This window comes from Pseudomonas sp. GW822-FHT04C11, assembly GCF_058800905.1.
Genome location: NZ_JBXAMS010000014.1, coordinates 94,873 through 111,335 on the forward strand (window position 1 = coordinate 94,873; position 16,463 = coordinate 111,335).

The 16,463-nt window shown below is 56.9% G+C and carries 20 protein-coding genes; 11 read left to right on the forward strand and 9 right to left on the reverse strand.

What is annotated here, in order from left to right:
- Positions 1-240: 240 nt before the first annotated feature.
- Complete coding sequence (locus AC1RJ3_RS21320) at positions 241-1,191, reverse strand: DMT family transporter (protein WP_493080358.1); 951 nt, start codon at positions 1,189-1,191, stop codon at positions 241-243.
- Between the two features lie 78 nt (positions 1,192-1,269).
- Here AC1RJ3_RS21320 and AC1RJ3_RS21325 point away from each other — a divergent pair, with 78 nt between their 5' ends.
- The 3 genes from AC1RJ3_RS21325 to AC1RJ3_RS21335 all read left to right on the forward strand — a co-directional run bounded on the left by AC1RJ3_RS21325 (position 1,270) and on the right by AC1RJ3_RS21335 (position 4,419).
- Positions 1,270-2,142, forward strand: coding sequence for a LysR family transcriptional regulator (locus AC1RJ3_RS21325; protein ID WP_493080360.1), 873 nt, complete (start codon positions 1,270-1,272; stop codon positions 2,140-2,142).
- 132 nt (positions 2,143-2,274) lie between these two features.
- Entirely contained in the window at positions 2,275-3,810 is a 1,536-nt protein-coding gene (locus tag AC1RJ3_RS21330) for an EAL domain-containing protein (protein WP_493080362.1), read from the forward strand.
- Between the two features lie 246 nt (positions 3,811-4,056).
- Positions 4,057-4,419, forward strand: a complete 363-nt coding sequence (locus AC1RJ3_RS21335; RefSeq protein ID WP_054597718.1) for a histone-like nucleoid-structuring protein, MvaT/MvaU family — start codon at positions 4,057-4,059, stop codon at positions 4,417-4,419.
- A 198-nt stretch (positions 4,420-4,617) separates the two neighbouring features.
- Here AC1RJ3_RS21335 and AC1RJ3_RS21340 read toward each other — a convergent pair whose 3' ends face one another.
- Positions 4,618-5,154: a DUF4946 domain-containing protein gene (locus AC1RJ3_RS21340; protein ID WP_054597719.1), complete on the reverse strand. Its 537-nt coding sequence runs from the start codon at positions 5,152-5,154 to the stop codon at positions 4,618-4,620.
- 194 nt (positions 5,155-5,348) lie between these two features.
- On the opposite strand from AC1RJ3_RS21340, the gene gloA reads away from it, so the two are divergent.
- A complete protein-coding gene (gene gloA, locus AC1RJ3_RS21345) occupies positions 5,349-5,870 on the forward strand; it encodes a lactoylglutathione lyase (protein WP_103316383.1) in 522 nt (173 codons plus the stop codon).
- Positions 5,871-6,038: 168 nt separating this feature from the next.
- Here gloA and ahpF read toward each other — a convergent pair whose 3' ends face one another.
- The 4 genes from ahpF to galU form a co-directional block, all read right to left on the reverse strand.
- Entirely contained in the window at positions 6,039-7,601 is a 1,563-nt protein-coding gene (gene ahpF / locus AC1RJ3_RS21350) for an alkyl hydroperoxide reductase subunit F (protein ID WP_493080365.1), read from the reverse strand.
- A gap of 122 nt (positions 7,602-7,723) precedes the next feature.
- Entirely contained in the window at positions 7,724-8,287 is a 564-nt protein-coding gene (gene ahpC, locus AC1RJ3_RS21355) for an alkyl hydroperoxide reductase subunit C (protein ID WP_054597722.1), read from the reverse strand.
- A 242-nt stretch (positions 8,288-8,529) separates the two neighbouring features.
- Positions 8,530-9,888, reverse strand: coding sequence for a glutathione-disulfide reductase (gorA, locus tag AC1RJ3_RS21360; protein ID WP_493080368.1), 1,359 nt, complete (start codon positions 9,886-9,888; stop codon positions 8,530-8,532).
- 130 nt (positions 9,889-10,018) lie between these two features.
- The gene (gene galU, locus AC1RJ3_RS21365; RefSeq protein WP_019690034.1) at positions 10,019-10,858 is read right to left on the reverse strand and encodes a UTP--glucose-1-phosphate uridylyltransferase GalU; all 840 of its coding nucleotides are present in this window, start codon (positions 10,856-10,858) and stop codon (positions 10,019-10,021) included.
- Between the two features lie 255 nt (positions 10,859-11,113).
- On the opposite strand from galU, the gene AC1RJ3_RS21370 reads away from it, so the two are divergent.
- The gene (locus tag AC1RJ3_RS21370) at positions 11,114-11,302 is read left to right on the forward strand and encodes a hypothetical protein (protein ID WP_054597725.1); all 189 of its coding nucleotides are present in this window, start codon (positions 11,114-11,116) and stop codon (positions 11,300-11,302) included.
- A 137-nt stretch (positions 11,303-11,439) separates the two neighbouring features.
- Positions 11,440-11,721 (forward strand): hypothetical protein, encoded by a 282-nt coding sequence (locus AC1RJ3_RS21375; RefSeq protein WP_054597726.1) that lies wholly within the window; start codon positions 11,440-11,442, stop codon positions 11,719-11,721.
- A gap of 20 nt (positions 11,722-11,741) precedes the next feature.
- On the opposite strand, the gene AC1RJ3_RS21380 is transcribed toward AC1RJ3_RS21375, so the two are convergent.
- Both AC1RJ3_RS21380 and AC1RJ3_RS21385 read right to left on the reverse strand, forming a co-directional pair.
- Positions 11,742-11,972, reverse strand: coding sequence for a hypothetical protein (locus AC1RJ3_RS21380; protein ID WP_054597727.1), 231 nt, complete (start codon positions 11,970-11,972; stop codon positions 11,742-11,744).
- Positions 11,973-12,108: 136 nt separating this feature from the next.
- Positions 12,109-12,465, reverse strand: coding sequence for a hypothetical protein (locus tag AC1RJ3_RS21385; RefSeq protein WP_054597728.1), 357 nt, complete (start codon positions 12,463-12,465; stop codon positions 12,109-12,111).
- Between the two features lie 211 nt (positions 12,466-12,676).
- On the opposite strand from AC1RJ3_RS21385, the gene AC1RJ3_RS21390 reads away from it, so the two are divergent.
- From AC1RJ3_RS21390 to ada, 5 genes are all read left to right on the forward strand, one after another.
- Complete coding sequence (locus AC1RJ3_RS21390; protein ID WP_019690029.1) at positions 12,677-12,979, forward strand: DUF1883 domain-containing protein; 303 nt, start codon at positions 12,677-12,679, stop codon at positions 12,977-12,979.
- Between the two features lie 35 nt (positions 12,980-13,014).
- Entirely contained in the window at positions 13,015-13,182 is a 168-nt protein-coding gene (locus AC1RJ3_RS21395) for a hypothetical protein (RefSeq protein WP_019690028.1), read from the forward strand.
- Positions 13,183-13,346: 164 nt separating this feature from the next.
- Positions 13,347-14,063: a 2OG-Fe(II) oxygenase gene (locus tag AC1RJ3_RS21400; protein ID WP_493080447.1), complete on the forward strand. Its 717-nt coding sequence runs from the start codon at positions 13,347-13,349 to the stop codon at positions 14,061-14,063.
- Positions 14,064-14,067: 4 nt separating this feature from the next.
- Complete coding sequence (alkB, locus tag AC1RJ3_RS21405) at positions 14,068-14,730, forward strand: DNA oxidative demethylase AlkB (protein ID WP_493080449.1); 663 nt, start codon at positions 14,068-14,070, stop codon at positions 14,728-14,730.
- Between the two features lie 89 nt (positions 14,731-14,819).
- Positions 14,820-15,923 carry a bifunctional DNA-binding transcriptional regulator/O6-methylguanine-DNA methyltransferase Ada gene (gene ada / locus AC1RJ3_RS21410; protein ID WP_493080372.1) on the forward strand — a complete coding sequence of 368 codons (1,104 nt, stop codon included), beginning with the start codon at positions 14,820-14,822 and terminating at the stop codon, positions 15,921-15,923.
- Here the strand turns inward: ada and AC1RJ3_RS21415 are convergent.
- Complete coding sequence (locus AC1RJ3_RS21415) at positions 15,878-16,336, reverse strand: GyrI-like domain-containing protein (RefSeq protein ID WP_493080374.1); 459 nt, start codon at positions 16,334-16,336, stop codon at positions 15,878-15,880. The genes ada and AC1RJ3_RS21415 overlap by 46 nt on opposite strands.
- Positions 16,337-16,463 lie beyond the last annotated feature (127 nt).

Below are 16,463 nucleotides of genomic sequence, written 5' to 3' on the forward strand. Positions count from 1 at the left end.
TCATCATGATGCTTTTGGAATTAACGGAACGTTAGTTACAAGCACTGCTGAGAGCGGCGGGTGGCGCGCAGGAGATACCCCGCACACTGCGGGCGAGAAAATCACCGTAGATCAATTGGAACCCAAATATCTTCATTGTCGACCCAAGGCTCTTGCGGGCGAGGCTTCTGCTGCCAGAAGACGTTATTCTTATATGCGTAACCTGATTCTACACAGCGTAACAATGTTTGTCCGCCTTCTCTATAAAATCCCCCTTTTTGACGCCGGTGCAAGGGGTTTATTGCACAGGTAAATGCCCAGCAAAATCGCCGCGCCTCCCAGGTACATCGCCCCACTCAACTGCTCGCCCAGCAACAGCGCGCCAAGTATCACTGCCGTCAGCGGATTCAGGGCGATAAACACCCCCGAGCGGGTGGCGCCGATTCTACGAATACCGTCGTAGTACCAAATGTAGGCCAGCGCCGAGCCGAGTACCCCCAGATACAACAGACTCAACAGCTGCGTCACCTGCAAATCGTCCAGGACCTCAAGACTCACTTCACCGCGCACGGCGCTGGTCGTGCACAACATCAGTGTGCCCAGTACAATCGAGTAGGTCACGGTATGCAGCGGGCCCAACGCCTGGTTCAGACCTTTGGAAAACAAAGAGTAAATTCCCCAACCCAACACGCAACCGAAAATCAGCAGATCACCGATCCAGCTGTTCGCGGCGCCGCCATCAAACACCGGCTGGTTGCGACTGAAAATGACCACCCCTGCCCCAGCGATGCAGATCGCGATGCCTGCAATTTTGGTTCGACTCAAGCGCTCCTTGAACAGCAGCCACGACGCCAACCCGATGACCGCCGGATTCAGCGCCACGATCAGCGATGCCCGAGAGGCGTTGATGTAGTGCAAGCCGTAAAAGAAACACAGGTTGTAAAAGAAGATCCCGAAAAAACCCAGCATCCCCAATTGCAACCACTGCCTGAAGGTCGGGCGCATCAAAGGGATGCGCGCCAGAACCATAAACAGTAGCAAGGCCAGGCTCGCCAGCAGAAAACGCAAGCTCGCCGCAAATAGCGGGCTGAGTGAGTCGGAGAGAAACCGGCCGGCAACGAAGGTCCCACCCCAGATCATGGTGACAGTGGCGAGTTTCAGGTAGACCGGGACATCCGAATCACGGGAGCCGCTTTGGACAAGGCTTTTCATAAATCTCCACGCTAAGAAGGACGTTAGATAACGTATTCTTTGCGTAATGTCTGATCATCGTAAAATGAGTAAATACTCATGACCCTGACCCAACTCGAGATCTTTTCGCTGGTGGCCGAGCTGCACGGTTTCACCAGCGCGGCCAACCGCCTGGGCATCACCCAGTCGGCAGTGTCCCATGCCATCAAGTCGCTGGAGCAGGAACTCGGTGTCGAGTTGCTCAGACGGCATCAGGCCCACATCGAACTCAGCGATATCGGTCAACAATTGCTGTTACGCGCCCGTGCCATGCTCGGGCTGGCCAGCACCCTGCGCCAGGAAGCCGCGGATGCTCGCGGAATGAAGCGTGGCACGCTGCGTATCGGCTCTTTCGGACCGACCTCGTCGATCAAACTGCTGCCGAAGATTTTGCAGCACTACCGCGCGGCGTATCCCGGAATCGAGGTCCACGTTGACGAAGGCCCGGATCGGCAAGTGCTGCAATGGCTTGAAGAGCGGCGTATCGACATCGGTTTTGTGGTGTTGCCCGAAGAACGTTTCGATACGTTTGCACTGGTGGAAGACCAGATGGTCGCGCTGATACCGGCTACTCATGAACTCGCCCGACGCGACAGCCTGAGCTTGAGTGATCTGTGTCACGACCCGTTCATTCTCACTGAAGCAGGCTCTTCGGAGCTGGTTTCGCACCTGTTCAGCACTGCCCGGCTGACCCCGGACATTCGCTATCGCAGCTCGCAATTGCTCAGCACACTGGAAACCGTCAGCCGTGGCGACGCCTTGACGCTGGTCGCCGAACTTTCGCTGCCAAACGCGGAACACACGCGCTACGTGAAAAGGCCCCTTAAACCACCGGTCAAACGTCAGGTTGGCCTGGCAGTACTCGACCAGCGCCAATCATCACCGGCGACCCTCGCGTTTATCAAATTGGCCATAAGTCTGGACTACCGTTGAAAAGCGCAAAGCCTTTACCCCATCTATCATGGCCCTTGTCTGTACTCTTTTTGAGAGGCAAGCCGTCGTCCTGCCTGCATTTGAGAGCCCTACTCTTCTGAGAGCCCTACTCCGTCGCCGCAGGTTCCACACATGCCCTTGACCTTCAAAGCCCGCCGCACGCCACGGACTCGCAACCTAATCACGCTGTTGGTCGGCTTGGTGCCTGTACTACTGGGTTTCGTCATTCTGCACATGCAAGCCGGACGGGTGCTGGAGCAAAGCACCCACCAAACGGCCGAAGAAGCGGTGCGGCAATTCGATTTGATGCTCGATGACACCGCGCTGGCGGCACAAGAACTGCTGCCGCTGGCCGGACAGCCTTGCGCCGATGTCAAACTGGCCCTACGCGAACAAGTCACGCGCCGGCCCTTCGTGCGTTCGACCAATCTTGTGTGGGACAACAACATATATTGCAGTTCACTATTTGGCGACTATCAGGCAACGGTTGATCCTGGCGAGTACACACAAGGCAAGTTGTGGTTGATGAACGGCAACCCGGTCACACCCAATACCGCGGTGCTGGTGTATCGCCTCAGCGAAGGCAAGCAAGGCGCCCTGAGCGCCCTTGACGGCTATCACCTGAGCAACGTCCTGCGGCTGATTGGTCGCCAGACTCTACTGTTACTGCACGTCGGCCCCCACTGGTTATCTACCGATGGCCAGGTCCACGAGGGCGCCCTGTCCGTATTGCCGGTAGCCCGAAGCAACCTTGCGTCTTCGCGGTATGCCTTTGAAGTAGAGGCCGGTTTTCCCGAGGGCGAAGTCTGGCGCTACATGAAAAGCGAATACCCGCCGCTGTTCAGCCTGCTGATCTTCTTTGGGGTGATTGCCGGGGCCATTGGTCATTGGCTACAGAAGCGCTCCTCATCACAGACTCACGAACTGCAACGGGCACTGGAAGCCAATGAGTTCATTCCTTACTTCCAGCCTGTGGTTCATGGTGACAGCAAAGAGTGGGCAGGCGTCGAGGTCCTGATGCGCTGGCAACACCCAAAAGAAGGCCTGGTGCGTCCGGACCTGTTCATTCCATTCGCCGAGCATTCCGGATTGATCGTGCCGATGACCCGCTCGTTGATGCGCCAGACTGCCGCGTTGCTCGCCCCGCATGCGCCTGTGTTCCATGAGCGCTTTCATATCGGCATCAACATCACCGCCAGCCACTGCCGTGACCTTGCGCTGGTAGACGATTGCCGCGAGTTTCTCGCCGCCTTCCCGCCCGGCAAGGTTGCACTGGTTCTGGAACTGACCGAGCGCGAGCTGATCGAACCCAACGCCATCACCCTTCAATTGTTCGAACAGTTACATGCGTTGGGGGTGATGATTGCGATCGATGATTTTGGCACCGGGCATTCTAGCCTGGGCTATTTGCGCCAGTTCAATGTGGACTTTCTGAAAATAGATCAGAGCTTTGTGGCGATGATCGGTGTTGATGCCTTGTCCCGCCACATACTCGACAGCATCATCGAACTCTCGGCCAAGCTGGACCTTGGTATCGTTGCCGAAGGTGTCGAAACCCTCGAACAGAGTGATTATCTTGCCCGTCACGGGGTGAACTTCCTGCAAGGCTACCTATTTGGACGACCGATGCCGGGCGCCGATTTCATTATTGCGTTGAACAGCCATTAATTAGCCACTTTGCGCGTTCCACGGACATCCTCAACAAAAGGATCCACGCCGCAAATTGCATCAAACAGCAACGTGCGTTACATCATGAAAAAGACGTGATTTACTCTGAGCGAATTAACTACTACAATTTTTCTTGCCTGCACAAGATTGACAGGTGAGCCATTAACACCGAGTCGCTACAAGGCTCTTGGCTTATAGCTTTGTTGGCGGTTGGTATCAGCCAAACACACTATTGGAGTAAAGATATTGTCCAGACTCGCTGAATTTCGTGCCGCTGAAAAGGCCCTTCAAGAACAGCTCGCGCAGCTGGAATCGCTGAAGAACGACGCCGGGCTCAAGAAAGAAATCGAATTCGAAGAAAAGCTCCAGGGGCTGATGAAAACCTACGGCAAGAGCTTGCGCGACATCATCGCCATTCTCAACCCGAACCCAAAATCCGGCCTGCTGCAGGCCGCCGCACCTAAAACTCGCCGCGCCCGCGTGGTCAAGGTTTATCAAAACCCGCACACCGGTGAACTGATTGAAACCAAGGGCGGCAATCACCGTGGCCTGAAAGCCTGGAAGGAACAATATGGTGCAAGCACCGTTGACTCCTGGCTGCGCACTTAAGCTTTCCTGCGCCCCCTCCAAAAGCCCTGCCTGTGCAGGGCTTTTTTATGCTCACCTATACTTAATGCAACGATGATCGTCGATCTAGTTGGAAACGCCGGCCAAATACCATGGGCATCCGGTACAACTTTCTGCTTAATCCCTTTGGGTATTAAACAACACCCCTCGGCACGGCTAACGTGCAGACATCGCGCACTACTAAAGTCTCAAACTGTTTCGCGCACTGCGTATTTCTTCCTGACTTGCGGCATAAGCCTCGGCTTGGCCTGCGTAGGAAAAAACATAGGCCTTATCAGCATCTAGCGCTGCGACTAATGTTTGCGACAACACATGTCGTCCATTCTGGGTGACCGTACAGGTGGTTTCCAGCGCTTGCAGCCTGCTCAATGTAGCGGGATGAATTTTGTTGCAAACACTTTGATAGCCGCCCTGAAAAAAATCCTTTTGCACGGACTTGCGCATTTCCAGCAGCACACCTTGCAAATTGACTTCATGCCCAGGCTCAACCTGGCTCATGGTCAACTCCATGACCAGCACCGGATCACCGTTTGCGTCGTTTTTCACCGCCCGCTGTCTTGAAACCCTGGGCGGTGTTTGAGTTGTCGCCTCCTCTTGTGGCAATACTTGCACTGCCCAGCCGCTGGGCCAGGTAATCTCGGGAAGCACAGTCTCGGCGCGGGCAACAGCCGAAAACAGGCAGGTCAAAACAAGCAGGTAGCGATACGGTCGAAACATTGCACTCAACACTGACGGGGCGAACGTTAAAGTCTGAGCCCCACCACGCCGTCAGGCAATAGCTGAACGTTTTGCTTTGGTGCAATACACCGCCTTGCGTATTATTGGCGTACTGCAAGCAAGCCTCATCAACTGCAAGCCAAGGGACAGCTCTTGTCTTGAGCGCCGTTTGCCCCACTTTTTCCGGAGGGCCCATGAGCCTGCACGAACTGAACACCTTCCCCGGCGTTACCGCCCAACCTGACACCGCCACGCAGCAATTCGTCTTCAACCACACCATGTTGCGGGTCAAGGACATCACCAAGTCGCTGGATTTCTACACGCGCATCCTCGGCTTTACGCTGGTGGAAAAACGCGATTTCCCGGAAGCCGAGTTCAGCCTGTATTTCCTGGCGCTGGTCGATAAGAACCAGATCCCGGCCGACGCCGCTGCACGCACCCAGTGGATGAAATCGATTCCCGGTATTCTTGAGCTGACTCACAACCACGGCACCGAGAACGATGCGGATTTCGCCTACCACAATGGCAACACCGACCCTCGCGGTTTCGGCCACATCTGCATTTCGGTGCCAGACATCCGTGCCGCGTGCGAGCGCTTCGAAGCCCTGGGCTGTGATTTCCAGAAACGCCTGAACGACGGCCGCATGAAGAGTCTGGCCTTCATCAAGGACCCGGATGCGTACTGGGTTGAGATCATTCAGCCGGCACCGCTGTAAGCCCCGCCTTTTGTAGGAGCAAGGCTTGCCCGCGATAGGCACAATGCGGATGGCCTGATCTACCGGGTCATCGTTCATCGCGAGCAAGCTTTGCTCCTACGCTAGCCTTTGCTACAAACAAAAAACCCCATGATCACTCATGGGGTTTTGTGTTTTCAGCGTTGACGTTTATGCAGGCGCAGAGGTGCGAATCAGGTGATCGAAGGCACTCAGCGATGCCTTGGCACCCTCGCCTACCGCAATCACGATCTGCTTGTACGGCACGGTCGTTACATCGCCGGCCGCGAACACACCCGGTATCGAGGTCTCGCCACGGTTATCGACGATGATCTCGCCGCGCGGCGACAGCTCGACGGTGCCCTTGAGCCAATCGGTGTTCGGCAGCAAACCGATCTGCACGAAGATCCCTTCCAGCTCGATGCTCAGCACTTCGCCTGACTGACGATCCTTGTAACGCAAGCCGTTGACCTTCTGCCCATCGCCGGTCACTTCAGTGGTTTGCGCACTGGTGATCACGGTCACGTTCGGCAGGCTGTGCAACTTTCGCTGCAACACCGCATCGGCACGCAACTGCACATCGAACTCCAGCAACGTGACATGAGCAACGATACCGGCCAGGTCGATGGCCGCTTCGACCCCCGAGTTACCGCCACCAATCACCGCAACGCGCTTGCCTTTGAACAGCGGGCCGTCGCAGTGCGGGCAGTACGCCACGCCTTTGTTGCGATATTGCTGCTCGCCCGGAACGTTCATTTCACGCCAGCGAGCACCGGTCGCGAGGATCACGGTCCTGGCTTTCAGTGAAGCGCCACTGGCGAACTGGATCTGGTGCAGCTCGCCGTTTTTACCCGGCAGCAGCTTGTCGGCGCGCTGCAGGTTCATGATGTCGACGTCGTATTGCTTGACGTGTTCTTCCAGCGCGACGGCGAGCTTCGGCCCTTCCGTCTCCTGTACCGAGATGAAGTTTTCGATTGCCATGGTGTCCAGCACCTGACCACCAAAACGCTCGGCTGCAACGCCGGTACGAATGCCTTTACGGGCGGCGTAGATTGCTGCCGAAGCACCGGCTGGCCCACCACCGACGACCAGTACGTCAAAGGCTTCCTTGGCGCTGATCTTCTCGGCCTGACGCTCGATGGCGCTGGTGTCGATCTTGGCGATGATTTCTTCCAGGCCCATGCGGCCCTGACCGAAATTCACGCCGTTCAGGTAGATGCTGGGCACGGCCATGATTTGCCGTTCAGTGACTTCGTCCTGGAACAGCGCGCCGTCGATGGCGACGTGACGGATGTTCGGGTTCAGCACCGCCATCAGGTTCAGCGCCTGGACCACGTCCGGGCAGTTCTGGCACGACAGCGAGAAGTAGGTCTCGAAGTTGAACTCGCCTTTGAGCGAGCGAATCTGTTCGATCACCTCGATACTGGCCTTCGAAGGGTGACCGCCAACTTGCAGCAAGGCCAGCACCAGCGAAGTGAATTCGTGCCCCATGGGGATACCGGCGAAACGCAGGCTGATATCGCTTCCCGGGCGGTTCAACGAGAACGATGGCTTGCGCGCATCGGTACCGTTGTCGAGCAAGGTAATTTGCTGGGAAAGACTGGCAACGTCTTTGAGTAACGCGAGCATTTCCTGGGATTTCGCGCCGTCGTCGAGGGAGGCGACGATCTCGATCGGCTGGGTGACCCGTTCCAGGTATGACTTCAACTGAGCTTTAAGATTGGCGTCCAACATACGGGCGATTTCCATTTTGTATACGGTAGAAAAAACAACGCCCGAGCGAATCTCGCCCGGGCGTTTTTTGGGCGGTGCAGCTTACTTAAGTGCGGATTAGCGCTCTTGAGTGGCTCACAGACTCAGATCTTGCCGACCAGGTCCAGGGACGGAGCCAGGGTGGCCTCGCCTTCTTTCCACTTGGCTGGGCAGACTTCGCCCGGGTGAGCGGCAACGTACTGGGCAGCCTTGATTTTGCGCAGCAGCTCGGAAGCGTCACGGCCTACACCGCCGTCGTTCAGCTCGACGATTTTGATCTGGCCTTCAGGGTTGATCACGAAGGTGCCACGGTCAGCCAGGCCGACTTCTTCGATCAGCACGTCGAAGTTACGGGAGATCACGTGGGTCGGATCGCCAATCATGGTGTACTTGATTTTTTCGATCGCTGGCGAAGTGTTGTGCCATGCAGCGTGGGCAAAGTGGGTGTCGGTCGACACGCTGTAGATTTCTACGCCAAGCTTCTGGAATGCATCGTAGTTGTCAGCCAGGTCTTCCAGCTCGGTTGGGCAAACGAAGGTGAAGTCGGCTGGGTAGAAAAACACGACGGACCATTTGCCTTTCAGATCGGCGTCCGACACTTCGACGAATGCGCCGTTTTTGAATGCGGTAGCGTTGAACGGTTTTACGTGGCTGTTGATGATAGGCATCGTTGACTCTCCGTCAGGGGTTGAGAAGTTGATGGAGTGAATCCTACCCACTCGACCGACGGATGGCTCATTGGCAAACCTGATGCTACTCATTGGTTTTCGCTATTAGCCAGCACTATCAATAGAAGAAAACCGTATCAATTCGCCAACAGCCTTTTCAACGATCCAGGCCATCCCGAGAAACGGGCTGGCCTGCGCGATCAACGCAGAGCCAGATACCGTTTCAGAGAGAATGGGGACGATTAGCCCGCTACCGGTGTGCGCATGGTGACGAACTCTTCGGCAGCGGTAGGATGCACGCCGATGGTTTCGTCGAAATCGCGCTTGGTGGCGCCAGCCTTCAAGGCAATCGCCAGGCCCTGAACGATCTCGCCCGCTTCCGGGCCGACCATGTGGCAACCCAAAACCTTGTCGGTCTTGGCGTCCACCACCAATTTCATCAATGTGCGCTCCTGGCACTCGGTCATGGTCAGCTTCATCGGCCGGAAACGGCTTTCGAAAATCTGCACCTCATAACCTTCTTCCCTCGCCTGCTCTTCACTCAGGCCAACGGTGCCAATGTTCGGCAAGCTGAATACCGCCGTGGGAATCATCTTGTAGTCGACCAGACGATACTGCTCAGGCTTGAACAACCGACGCGCCACCGCCATGCCTTCAGCCAGGGCTACCGGCGTCAATTGCACGCGACCGATCACATCGCCAATCGCCAGAATCGATGGCTCAGCGGTTTGATACAACTCGTCGACTTCGACAAAGCCTTTCTTGTCGAGCATGACCTTGGTGTTCTCCAACCCCAGGTTGTCGACCATTGGACGACGCCCCGTGGCGTAGAACACGCAATCTGCCTGCAACTCGCGACCATCCTTGAGGGTCACGTTCAAACTGCCATCAGCCTGCTTTTCGATGCGCTCGATGTCGGCATTGAATTGCAAATTCATCCCGCGCTTGGTCAGTTCCTCCTGCAAATGCTTGCGCACCGAGCCGTCGAAGCCACGCAGGAACAGCTCACCGCGATACAGCAAGGTGGTTTCGGCGCCCAGCCCGTGGAAAATCCCGGCGAACTCTACGGCGATATAGCCGCCACCGACCACCAGAACGCGCTTGGGCAGCTCTTTGAGGAAAAACGCCTGATTGGAGCTGATGGCGTGCTCATGCCCCGGAATCTCGGGGATCTGCGGCCAGCCGCCGGTAGCAATCAGAATGTGCTTGGCGGTGTAGCGCTCGCCGTTGATCTCGACCTCATGCGGGCCAACGATTTTGGCGTGACCTTCATGCAAGGTTACGCCGCTGCCGACCAGCAGATTGCGGTAGATACCGTTCAGCCGATTGATCTCGCGATCCTTGTTGGCGATCAGCGTTGCCCAATCGAAATTCGCCTCGCCCAACGACCAGCCAAAGCCCTGCGACTGCTCGAAGTCTTCGGCAAAATGCGCCCCGTAAACCAACAACTTCTTCGGCACGCAGCCAACGTTGACGCAAGTCCCGCCCAGATAGCGGCTCTCGGCCACTGCCACTTTCGCGCCGAAACCTGCTGCGAAACGTGCTGCTCGTACACCGCCGGAACCGGCGCCAATCACATAAAGGTCAAAATCGTAGGCCATTTTCAATCTCCTCGGCAGGCCACAAGCATACCCGCTGCAGCTTTCTCGGTCAGCGCTGCGAATGACATGGGGCCGGAAAACGAAAAAGCCACCCGAAGGTGGCTTTTCAGAACAAAACTGCGAAGCGCTTTTAGTAAGCCTTGCCAGTCTTGTAGAAGTGTTCGAAGCAGAAGTTGGTCGCTTCGATGTAGCCTTCAGCGCCACCGCAGTCGAAACGCGTGCCTTTGAACTTGTAGGCAATCACGCAACCGTCTTGCGCCTGTTTCATCAGGGCGTCGGTGATCTGGATCTCGCCGCCTTTGCCTGGCTCGGTTTCTTCGATCAGCTTGAAGATGTCCGGGGTCAGGATGTAACGACCGATGATCGCCAGGTTGGATGGAGCATCTTCCGGCTTTGGCTTCTCGACCATGTTGCGGACGCGGTACAGGTCGTCACCGATCAAATCGCCAGCGATCACGCCGTATTTGTGGGTTTCCTGCGGGTCGACTTCCTGGATCGCGACGATGGTGCAACGGTACTGTTTGTACAGTTTGACCATCTGGGTCAGTACGCCGTCGCCGTCCAGGTTGACGCACAAGTCGTCCGCCAGCACGACCGCGAACGGTTCGTCACCGATCAATGGACGGCCGGTCAGAATGGCGTGACCCAGGCCTTTCATTTCGGTTTGACGGGTGTAGGAGAACGAGCACTCGTCGAGCAATTTGCGGATGCCGACCAGGTACTTCTCTTTGTCAGTACCCTTGATCTGGTTTTCCAGCTCGTAGCTGATGTCGAAGTGGTCTTCCAGGGCGCGTTTGCCACGACCAGTCACGATGGAGATTTCTGTCAAACCAGCGTCCAGCGCTTCTTCAACGCCGTACTGGATCAGTGGCTTGTTCACCACCGGCAGCATTTCTTTAGGCATGGCTTTAGTCGCTGGCAGGAAGCGAGTACCGTAACCGGCTGCTGGGAACAAGCATTTCTTGATCATAAAAGTCCTTAAAAGGGCTGTGTGTACGAGTTTCGGCGCAGTCTAATCAGCCGGCGAGCACCTTACAATGCCCCACACTGGCTAACCGATGCCATCATAGAGAAATATTCTGGCGGATAGTTCCGCAACGACGCAGATTAGCCTCCAGGCCAAGGCGTACGGAACAACGCAAAGACTTCACTTTAGACCAGTGAACGCGCCGGGGCACGTTTCCAGTTATCATTGCGCGATTGAACCAGCCAACGAGGCAGATAGATGTCGGCAGCAAAAAGCGTAAACGGTTACCTGATCAATCAAGCCAAAGATCGCCAGTGGTGGGTCGACAGCGTCAGCGGCGAAAACATCGCCGGGCCTTTCCCCACGGAAGCGTTGGCGATTGAAGTCGCCTCGGTGCTGCAAGACACCCCGCCTGCACCCAAGCGGCGCGGCGCCAAACCTGAGTAACACAGCCCTCGAAAGAGCCCTGCTAACGCGCAGGGCTTTTTTGTGTTTGTCTGTACCGAAATGGTTGTTCGCTATAGCATCTGGCTTCAGGGCGACTCGCGCCCCTTACACACTGTTCACTCGATGACGACCCAAACATGAAAAAATATCTGGCTCTGATTGCGGTGCTGGCCTTGAGCGGTTGCGCTACTGCATCCAAAACCTATCTGAACAATGGCGAGCAAGGCCTGTCAATCGACTGCTCGGGTGAAGCCAACTCCTGGGCCAAATGTTATCAAATGGCTGACGATTCCTGCGCGGGTACCGGCTATCGGATCATTGGCACCGATGGCACGCCAGCCACCAAGGAAAGCGACAAGACCCTGGGCGTCGACGTTGGCAACTACAAGAGCCGCAGCGTCGTAGTGGTGTGCAAGTAACCGGCAAGACGCTATGGCCGTTACATGTGAATTTCGGCGAATTTGATCCCGAGCCCGCGTACTGTCTCGATCAAATCATCCAGCCGACTAAATGATTCGACCTCGTCGTTTTCATCCACCAGGAAATAGCTGCGCCCTGCACTTTTCTTGAAGAACACAATCCACTCCCCGGAGTTTGCCGGGTTTTGAATCACATGCGTCGCAGAGATGTGCCCCTCTGCATGCCGCTCTCTTACTTGCTCTCGCTTCATTGACCACTCCAGAAATGACAGTGCCGCCCAAACCCGAGGCTGGACGGCACTCCTGCTGATTGACGACAGTTTATCGGACGATACGGTCAATCAGCCAATTTCAAATTCAGCGAGCGAGAGAGAATCGCCGAAAAAACTATGAGCCAGAAATGCATGTGTTGGCCGCATCCTGCACATCTCCAGGCCGAATTGGCACATTGGACATGCTTTCGTGGAGCTTGATGCTACTTCCGCCGGATCGCTCTTCGATGTCAAACACCGCAGACGGACTCGCTGACAGTTTTCCTGCAACAATGACCCGGACGCCATCCTTGTTGTAGGGCTCCATTTGCACCGCCCCTCGGGTACTGGCCAAATGTTTGGCCACGCAGTCGGCGTACGCTTGAGGTTTTTTCCCCGAGATCACATTCATGGTTGGCAGCGTCTGACTAATGTCCGAGACAGTCGCGCAACCACTCATCGCCAACGCCAGTACCAAAACACCCCGCTTCATACTAATCCTCCCTTAAAGACGCTCCGACAGCGCAAATACTGTTTTTCTCCGGAGACCGCTGCTTTATCACCCATAAAAACCCGAATAGCTGTTTTTAATTGTCAAAGCACCTCGCGGTAGCCCAATAATAAACCGTTCGGGCTGATAAACTGCGCCATCGCCCATGCTATCGTTTTGATTTTGTAGAAAAAGCCCTTCTGGAGGCGCCCCCATGAAATTTATCCACCAGCGCGAGCACCTCAATGAAGATGACATCGTCGTCATTCAATGCTCCCAAATGTGCAACATCCGCTTGATGAACGACGCCAATTTTCGCAGCTTCAAGAATGGCGGCCGCCACACTTACCACGGCGGCGCGTTTGACACCTTCCCTGCGAAAATCACCGCGCCAAGCACCGGCTTCTGGAACATCACCATCGACACGGTCAACCGCCGGCCGATCAGCGTGACCCGCAAACCGACCCTGACCCACTCGATCAAAATCATCCGCCGGTCCAGCTCGAAACTTAGCTGAGACCTCGGCCCGCACTGCGACAGACAGGTACGACCGTGGCCCAAACGACTAAATACGTCATCAAATACAAACTCAACGAAGAACGCCGTTTCGAGTTTGCCCAGCTTGAAACCGGCACCGAAGAAGAAGCCAGAGCGGCACTTGAAGCGATTCACGGCGACTTGTCCGGGATCAGCGATATAAAGGTCAGCAAAGCGCTGTAACCCCTGGCACAACCACTCCGGAGTTCGACCGCAAGCACCGGAGTGTCGCCCGCCTTCGTACTCCCCAGACTGGCACACCTCAACCTTGAGTTCAGGAGCCGGACATGTCGATTTCTTTGCCGCACAACACCTCGGTAGCGCGTTATATCGACGGTGTCCGTGCAATGGGCGAACAGCCTTTGATCTCGCGTATCAACGCACTGGATTGGCCTTCCCTGGAGCAAGACCTCGACCGGGACGGCTGCGCGACAATCAAAGGACTGCTCAACCCCGAGCAATGTGCAGACCTCAGCGCGCTCTATGCTCAGCCTGCGCTTTTCCGCTCGCACGTGATAATGGCCCGGCATGGTTTCGGGCGCGGCGAGTACCGGTATTTCAGATACCCGCTGCCGGATATCGTTGCTTGCCTGCGCGGCACGCTCTACTCAAGGCTTGTCCCGCTGGCCAATCGCTGGAATGAACGGATGGGCTTGCCCGGGCGCTTTCCCACGGAACACGCAGCCTTCCTGCAACGTTGTCATGACGCGGGACAGGAGCGCCCTACGCCGCTGTTGCTGCAATATGGCCCACAGGACTACAACTGTTTGCATCAGGATCTGTACGGCGATCATGTGTTCCCGCTGCAAGTGGCGATTCTGCTGTCCACTCCCGGCGAAGATTTTACCGGCGGCGAATTCGTGCTCACCGAGCAACGCCCACGGATGCAATCACGGCCCATGGTGATGAGCCTGGAAAAAGGCGATGCGCTGATTTTTGCCGTGCATCAGCGCCCGGTCAAAGGTGTTCGCGGCGATTACCGGGTGAACCTGCGCCACGGCGTCAGTCGCCTGCACAGCGGCAAACGGCATACCCTTGGAGTGATCTTTCACGATGCGCAGTAAAGCGATGCCTCCAGCGACCTTCGAGCTGTTTGCCGATGAAGACCGGCAACCGGCCAGAACCGAGAAAATCGGCGAACAGTCTTTCGTTCTGCGAGGTTTCGCCCTGCCCTGGGTGGTGCAATTGCTGCCGGCGCTGGAGAAGATTCTACTGGCCGCACCGTTTCGGCAGATGGTCACCCCTGGCGGTTTCACCATGTCTGTAGGCTTGAGCAGTTGTGGCACGCTGGGCTGGACCACCGATCGCAGTGGCTATCGCTACACTCGCATCGATCCCGTCAGCGGCCAGCCCTGGCCGGCGATGCCCGAGGCCTTTCGGGAACTGGCACAGGCTGCCGCACGAGAAGCCGGTTTCCATCACTTTGAGCCCGATGCCTGCCTGATCAACCGATACCTGCCGGGCGCCAAGATGTCGTTGCATCAGGACAAGAATGAACGGTCCTACGATCCGCCGATTGTCTCGGTGTCCCTCGGTCTGCCGGCGATGTTCCTGTTCGGCGGCTTCAAGCGCAGCGATAAGAGTCTGCGAGTGCCGCTGTTTCACGGTGACATCGTGGTCTGGGGCGGCGTGGATCGCTTGCGTTATCACGGCGTGCTGCCGCTCAAGGACGGTCATCACCCGCAACTGGGCGGACAGCGAATCAACTTCACCTTCCGCACGGCGGGATGACATCCGGAATTTGACCGCAAGCGCCGGAGTGTCCTCAGCGCCCACACTCGCTAGGCTGCGTATGAATAAACCTTCTACCGGTATCCCCCATGACCACTGCCAAACCCACCACAGAACAAGATCCCCGTTGGTCCGCGGTGCTGGCGCGCGACCCGCGCGCTGACGGTCAGTTTGTCTACGCGGTGAAAACCACCGGGATCTATTGCCGCCCGAGCAGCCTGGCGCGATTGCCGAAACCGGAAAACGTCGAGTTTTTCGACACCGAGGAACAGGCTCAGGCGGCCGGTTATCGCCCAAGCAAACGCGCTGCAACAGACCAGACTCATCTCGCCGCGCAACACGCCGCACTGGTCGCCGCAGCCTGTCGGCAAATCGAGGCTGCCGAGACATTGCCCAGCCTGAACGAACTGGCACAGACCGCGCGAATGAGCGCTTTCCACTTTCACCGGGTGTTCAAGGCTGTCACTGGCCTGACGCCCAAGGGCTATGCCACTGCACAACGTTCACGCAGGGTTCGTGAACGCCTGGAAGTCGCCGGTTCGGTGACCGACGCGCTGTATGAGGCAGGTTTCAATTCCAACAGCCGCTTCTACGAGTCCGCCGATCATCTGCTTGGCATGAAGCCCAGCGACTACCGCGCTGCGGGCCAGAACACCGACATCAGGTTTGCCGTTGGCCAATGTTCATTAGGGGCGATTCTGGTGGCACAGAGTCAACGCGGGGTGTGCGCGATCTTGTTGGGAGACGATCCCCACGCGCTGGTCTGCGACCTGCAAGACCGGTTCCGCCAGGCTAACCTGATTGGCGCCGACCATGACTTCGAACAGCTGATTGCCAAGGTGGTGGGTTTCATCGAAGCCCCGGCGCTTGGCCTGGACCTGCCGCTGGATGTGCGCGGCACGGCATTTCAGGAGCGGGTGTGGATGGCGCTGCGGGATATTCCGGCGGGCAGCACCGCCAGCTACGCCGAAATAGCCCAGCGCATCGGCGCGCCAAAAGCCTTCCGTGCCGTGGCCCAGGCCTGCGGTGCCAACAACCTCGCGGTGGCCATTCCCTGCCATCGGGTGGTGCGCAGCGATGGCGATCTCTCGGGCTACCGCTGGGGGGTGGAGCGCAAGCGTCAACTGCTTGCGCGTGAAACCCAATCTCAGAAAATGCCGATATACACGGCCACTGACTCAGGGCCGGTATAGGCCTCGAAGTCGGTGGCAAATCGGCGTTTGACCTGCGGGTTGGCCTCGAAATACGCCCAGATGCTGCCCCACGCCTCGATGACACAGCCCGGCATCGGCCCCTTCGCCTCGAAAACCAGATACTGGCCGCCCTGCACCTCAATGCTTTCGTAACCGGGGGCGGCTTCATTGACCGCCACCCCGGCCGTCACATCGAAAGCCCCGGATGCATCGGACTCATAGCTGGAGTACACCCCGTAAGCCGGTGAGTCCGGTTGCTTATTGCCAATCTTGTCAAACAGCCCTTCGACAAAAAAACGCTGCCACATCGGACCGATTCTGGCGGTAGCTGCCTGCTGCTCGGCGCTGTTAAACGTACGTACACGCAATCCCGATACGCGGAATGGCGAAACCTCAAGTTGTTTCAAATCCATGGAACAGTTTCTCCGTCGTTAACGATTCACATCCACCACAAGCGGCCACCATGCCATTGGCGTGAGCGCTGGCACAACCGGACACTACAACTTTGTTGCGCTCGGCATCTGCGCCTAAAGGCCACTG

Bases quoted from the DNA above. Each gene is read 5' to 3' on its own strand.
- AC1RJ3_RS21415 (WP_493080374.1), bottom strand. From the start codon at position 16,336: ATGGATTTGAAACAACTTGAGGTTTCGCCATTCCGCGTATCGGGATTG.
- AC1RJ3_RS21400 (WP_493080447.1), top strand. From the start codon at position 13,347: ATGGGCGAACAGCCTTTGATCTCGCGTATCAACGCACTGGATTGGCCT.
- AC1RJ3_RS21320 (WP_493080358.1), bottom strand. From the start codon at position 1,191: ATGAAAAGCCTTGTCCAAAGCGGCTCCCGTGATTCGGATGTCCCGGTC.
- AC1RJ3_RS21375 (WP_054597726.1), top strand. From the start codon at position 11,440: ATGAAAAAATATCTGGCTCTGATTGCGGTGCTGGCCTTGAGCGGTTGC.
- gorA (WP_493080368.1), bottom strand. From the start codon at position 9,888: ATGGCCTACGATTTTGACCTTTATGTGATTGGCGCCGGTTCCGGCGGT.
- AC1RJ3_RS21380 (WP_054597727.1), bottom strand. From the start codon at position 11,972: ATGAAGCGAGAGCAAGTAAGAGAGCGGCATGCAGAGGGGCACATCTCT.
- AC1RJ3_RS21330 (WP_493080362.1), top strand. From the start codon at position 2,275: ATGCCCTTGACCTTCAAAGCCCGCCGCACGCCACGGACTCGCAACCTA.
- AC1RJ3_RS21385 (WP_054597728.1), bottom strand. From the start codon at position 12,465: ATGAAGCGGGGTGTTTTGGTACTGGCGTTGGCGATGAGTGGTTGCGCG.
- ahpF (WP_493080365.1), bottom strand. From the start codon at position 7,601: ATGTTGGACGCCAATCTTAAAGCTCAGTTGAAGTCATACCTGGAACGG.
- ada (WP_493080372.1), top strand. From the start codon at position 14,820: ATGACCACTGCCAAACCCACCACAGAACAAGATCCCCGTTGGTCCGCG.
- ahpC (WP_054597722.1), bottom strand. From the start codon at position 8,287: ATGCCTATCATCAACAGCCACGTAAAACCGTTCAACGCTACCGCATTC.
- AC1RJ3_RS21340 (WP_054597719.1), bottom strand. From the start codon at position 5,154: ATGTTTCGACCGTATCGCTACCTGCTTGTTTTGACCTGCCTGTTTTCG.
- AC1RJ3_RS21325 (WP_493080360.1), top strand. From the start codon at position 1,270: ATGACCCTGACCCAACTCGAGATCTTTTCGCTGGTGGCCGAGCTGCAC.
- galU (WP_019690034.1), bottom strand. From the start codon at position 10,858: ATGATCAAGAAATGCTTGTTCCCAGCAGCCGGTTACGGTACTCGCTTC.
- AC1RJ3_RS21370 (WP_054597725.1), top strand. From the start codon at position 11,114: ATGTCGGCAGCAAAAAGCGTAAACGGTTACCTGATCAATCAAGCCAAA.
- gloA (WP_103316383.1), top strand. From the start codon at position 5,349: ATGAGCCTGCACGAACTGAACACCTTCCCCGGCGTTACCGCCCAACCT.
- AC1RJ3_RS21390 (WP_019690029.1), top strand. From the start codon at position 12,677: ATGAAATTTATCCACCAGCGCGAGCACCTCAATGAAGATGACATCGTC.
- alkB (WP_493080449.1), top strand. From the start codon at position 14,068: ATGCCTCCAGCGACCTTCGAGCTGTTTGCCGATGAAGACCGGCAACCG.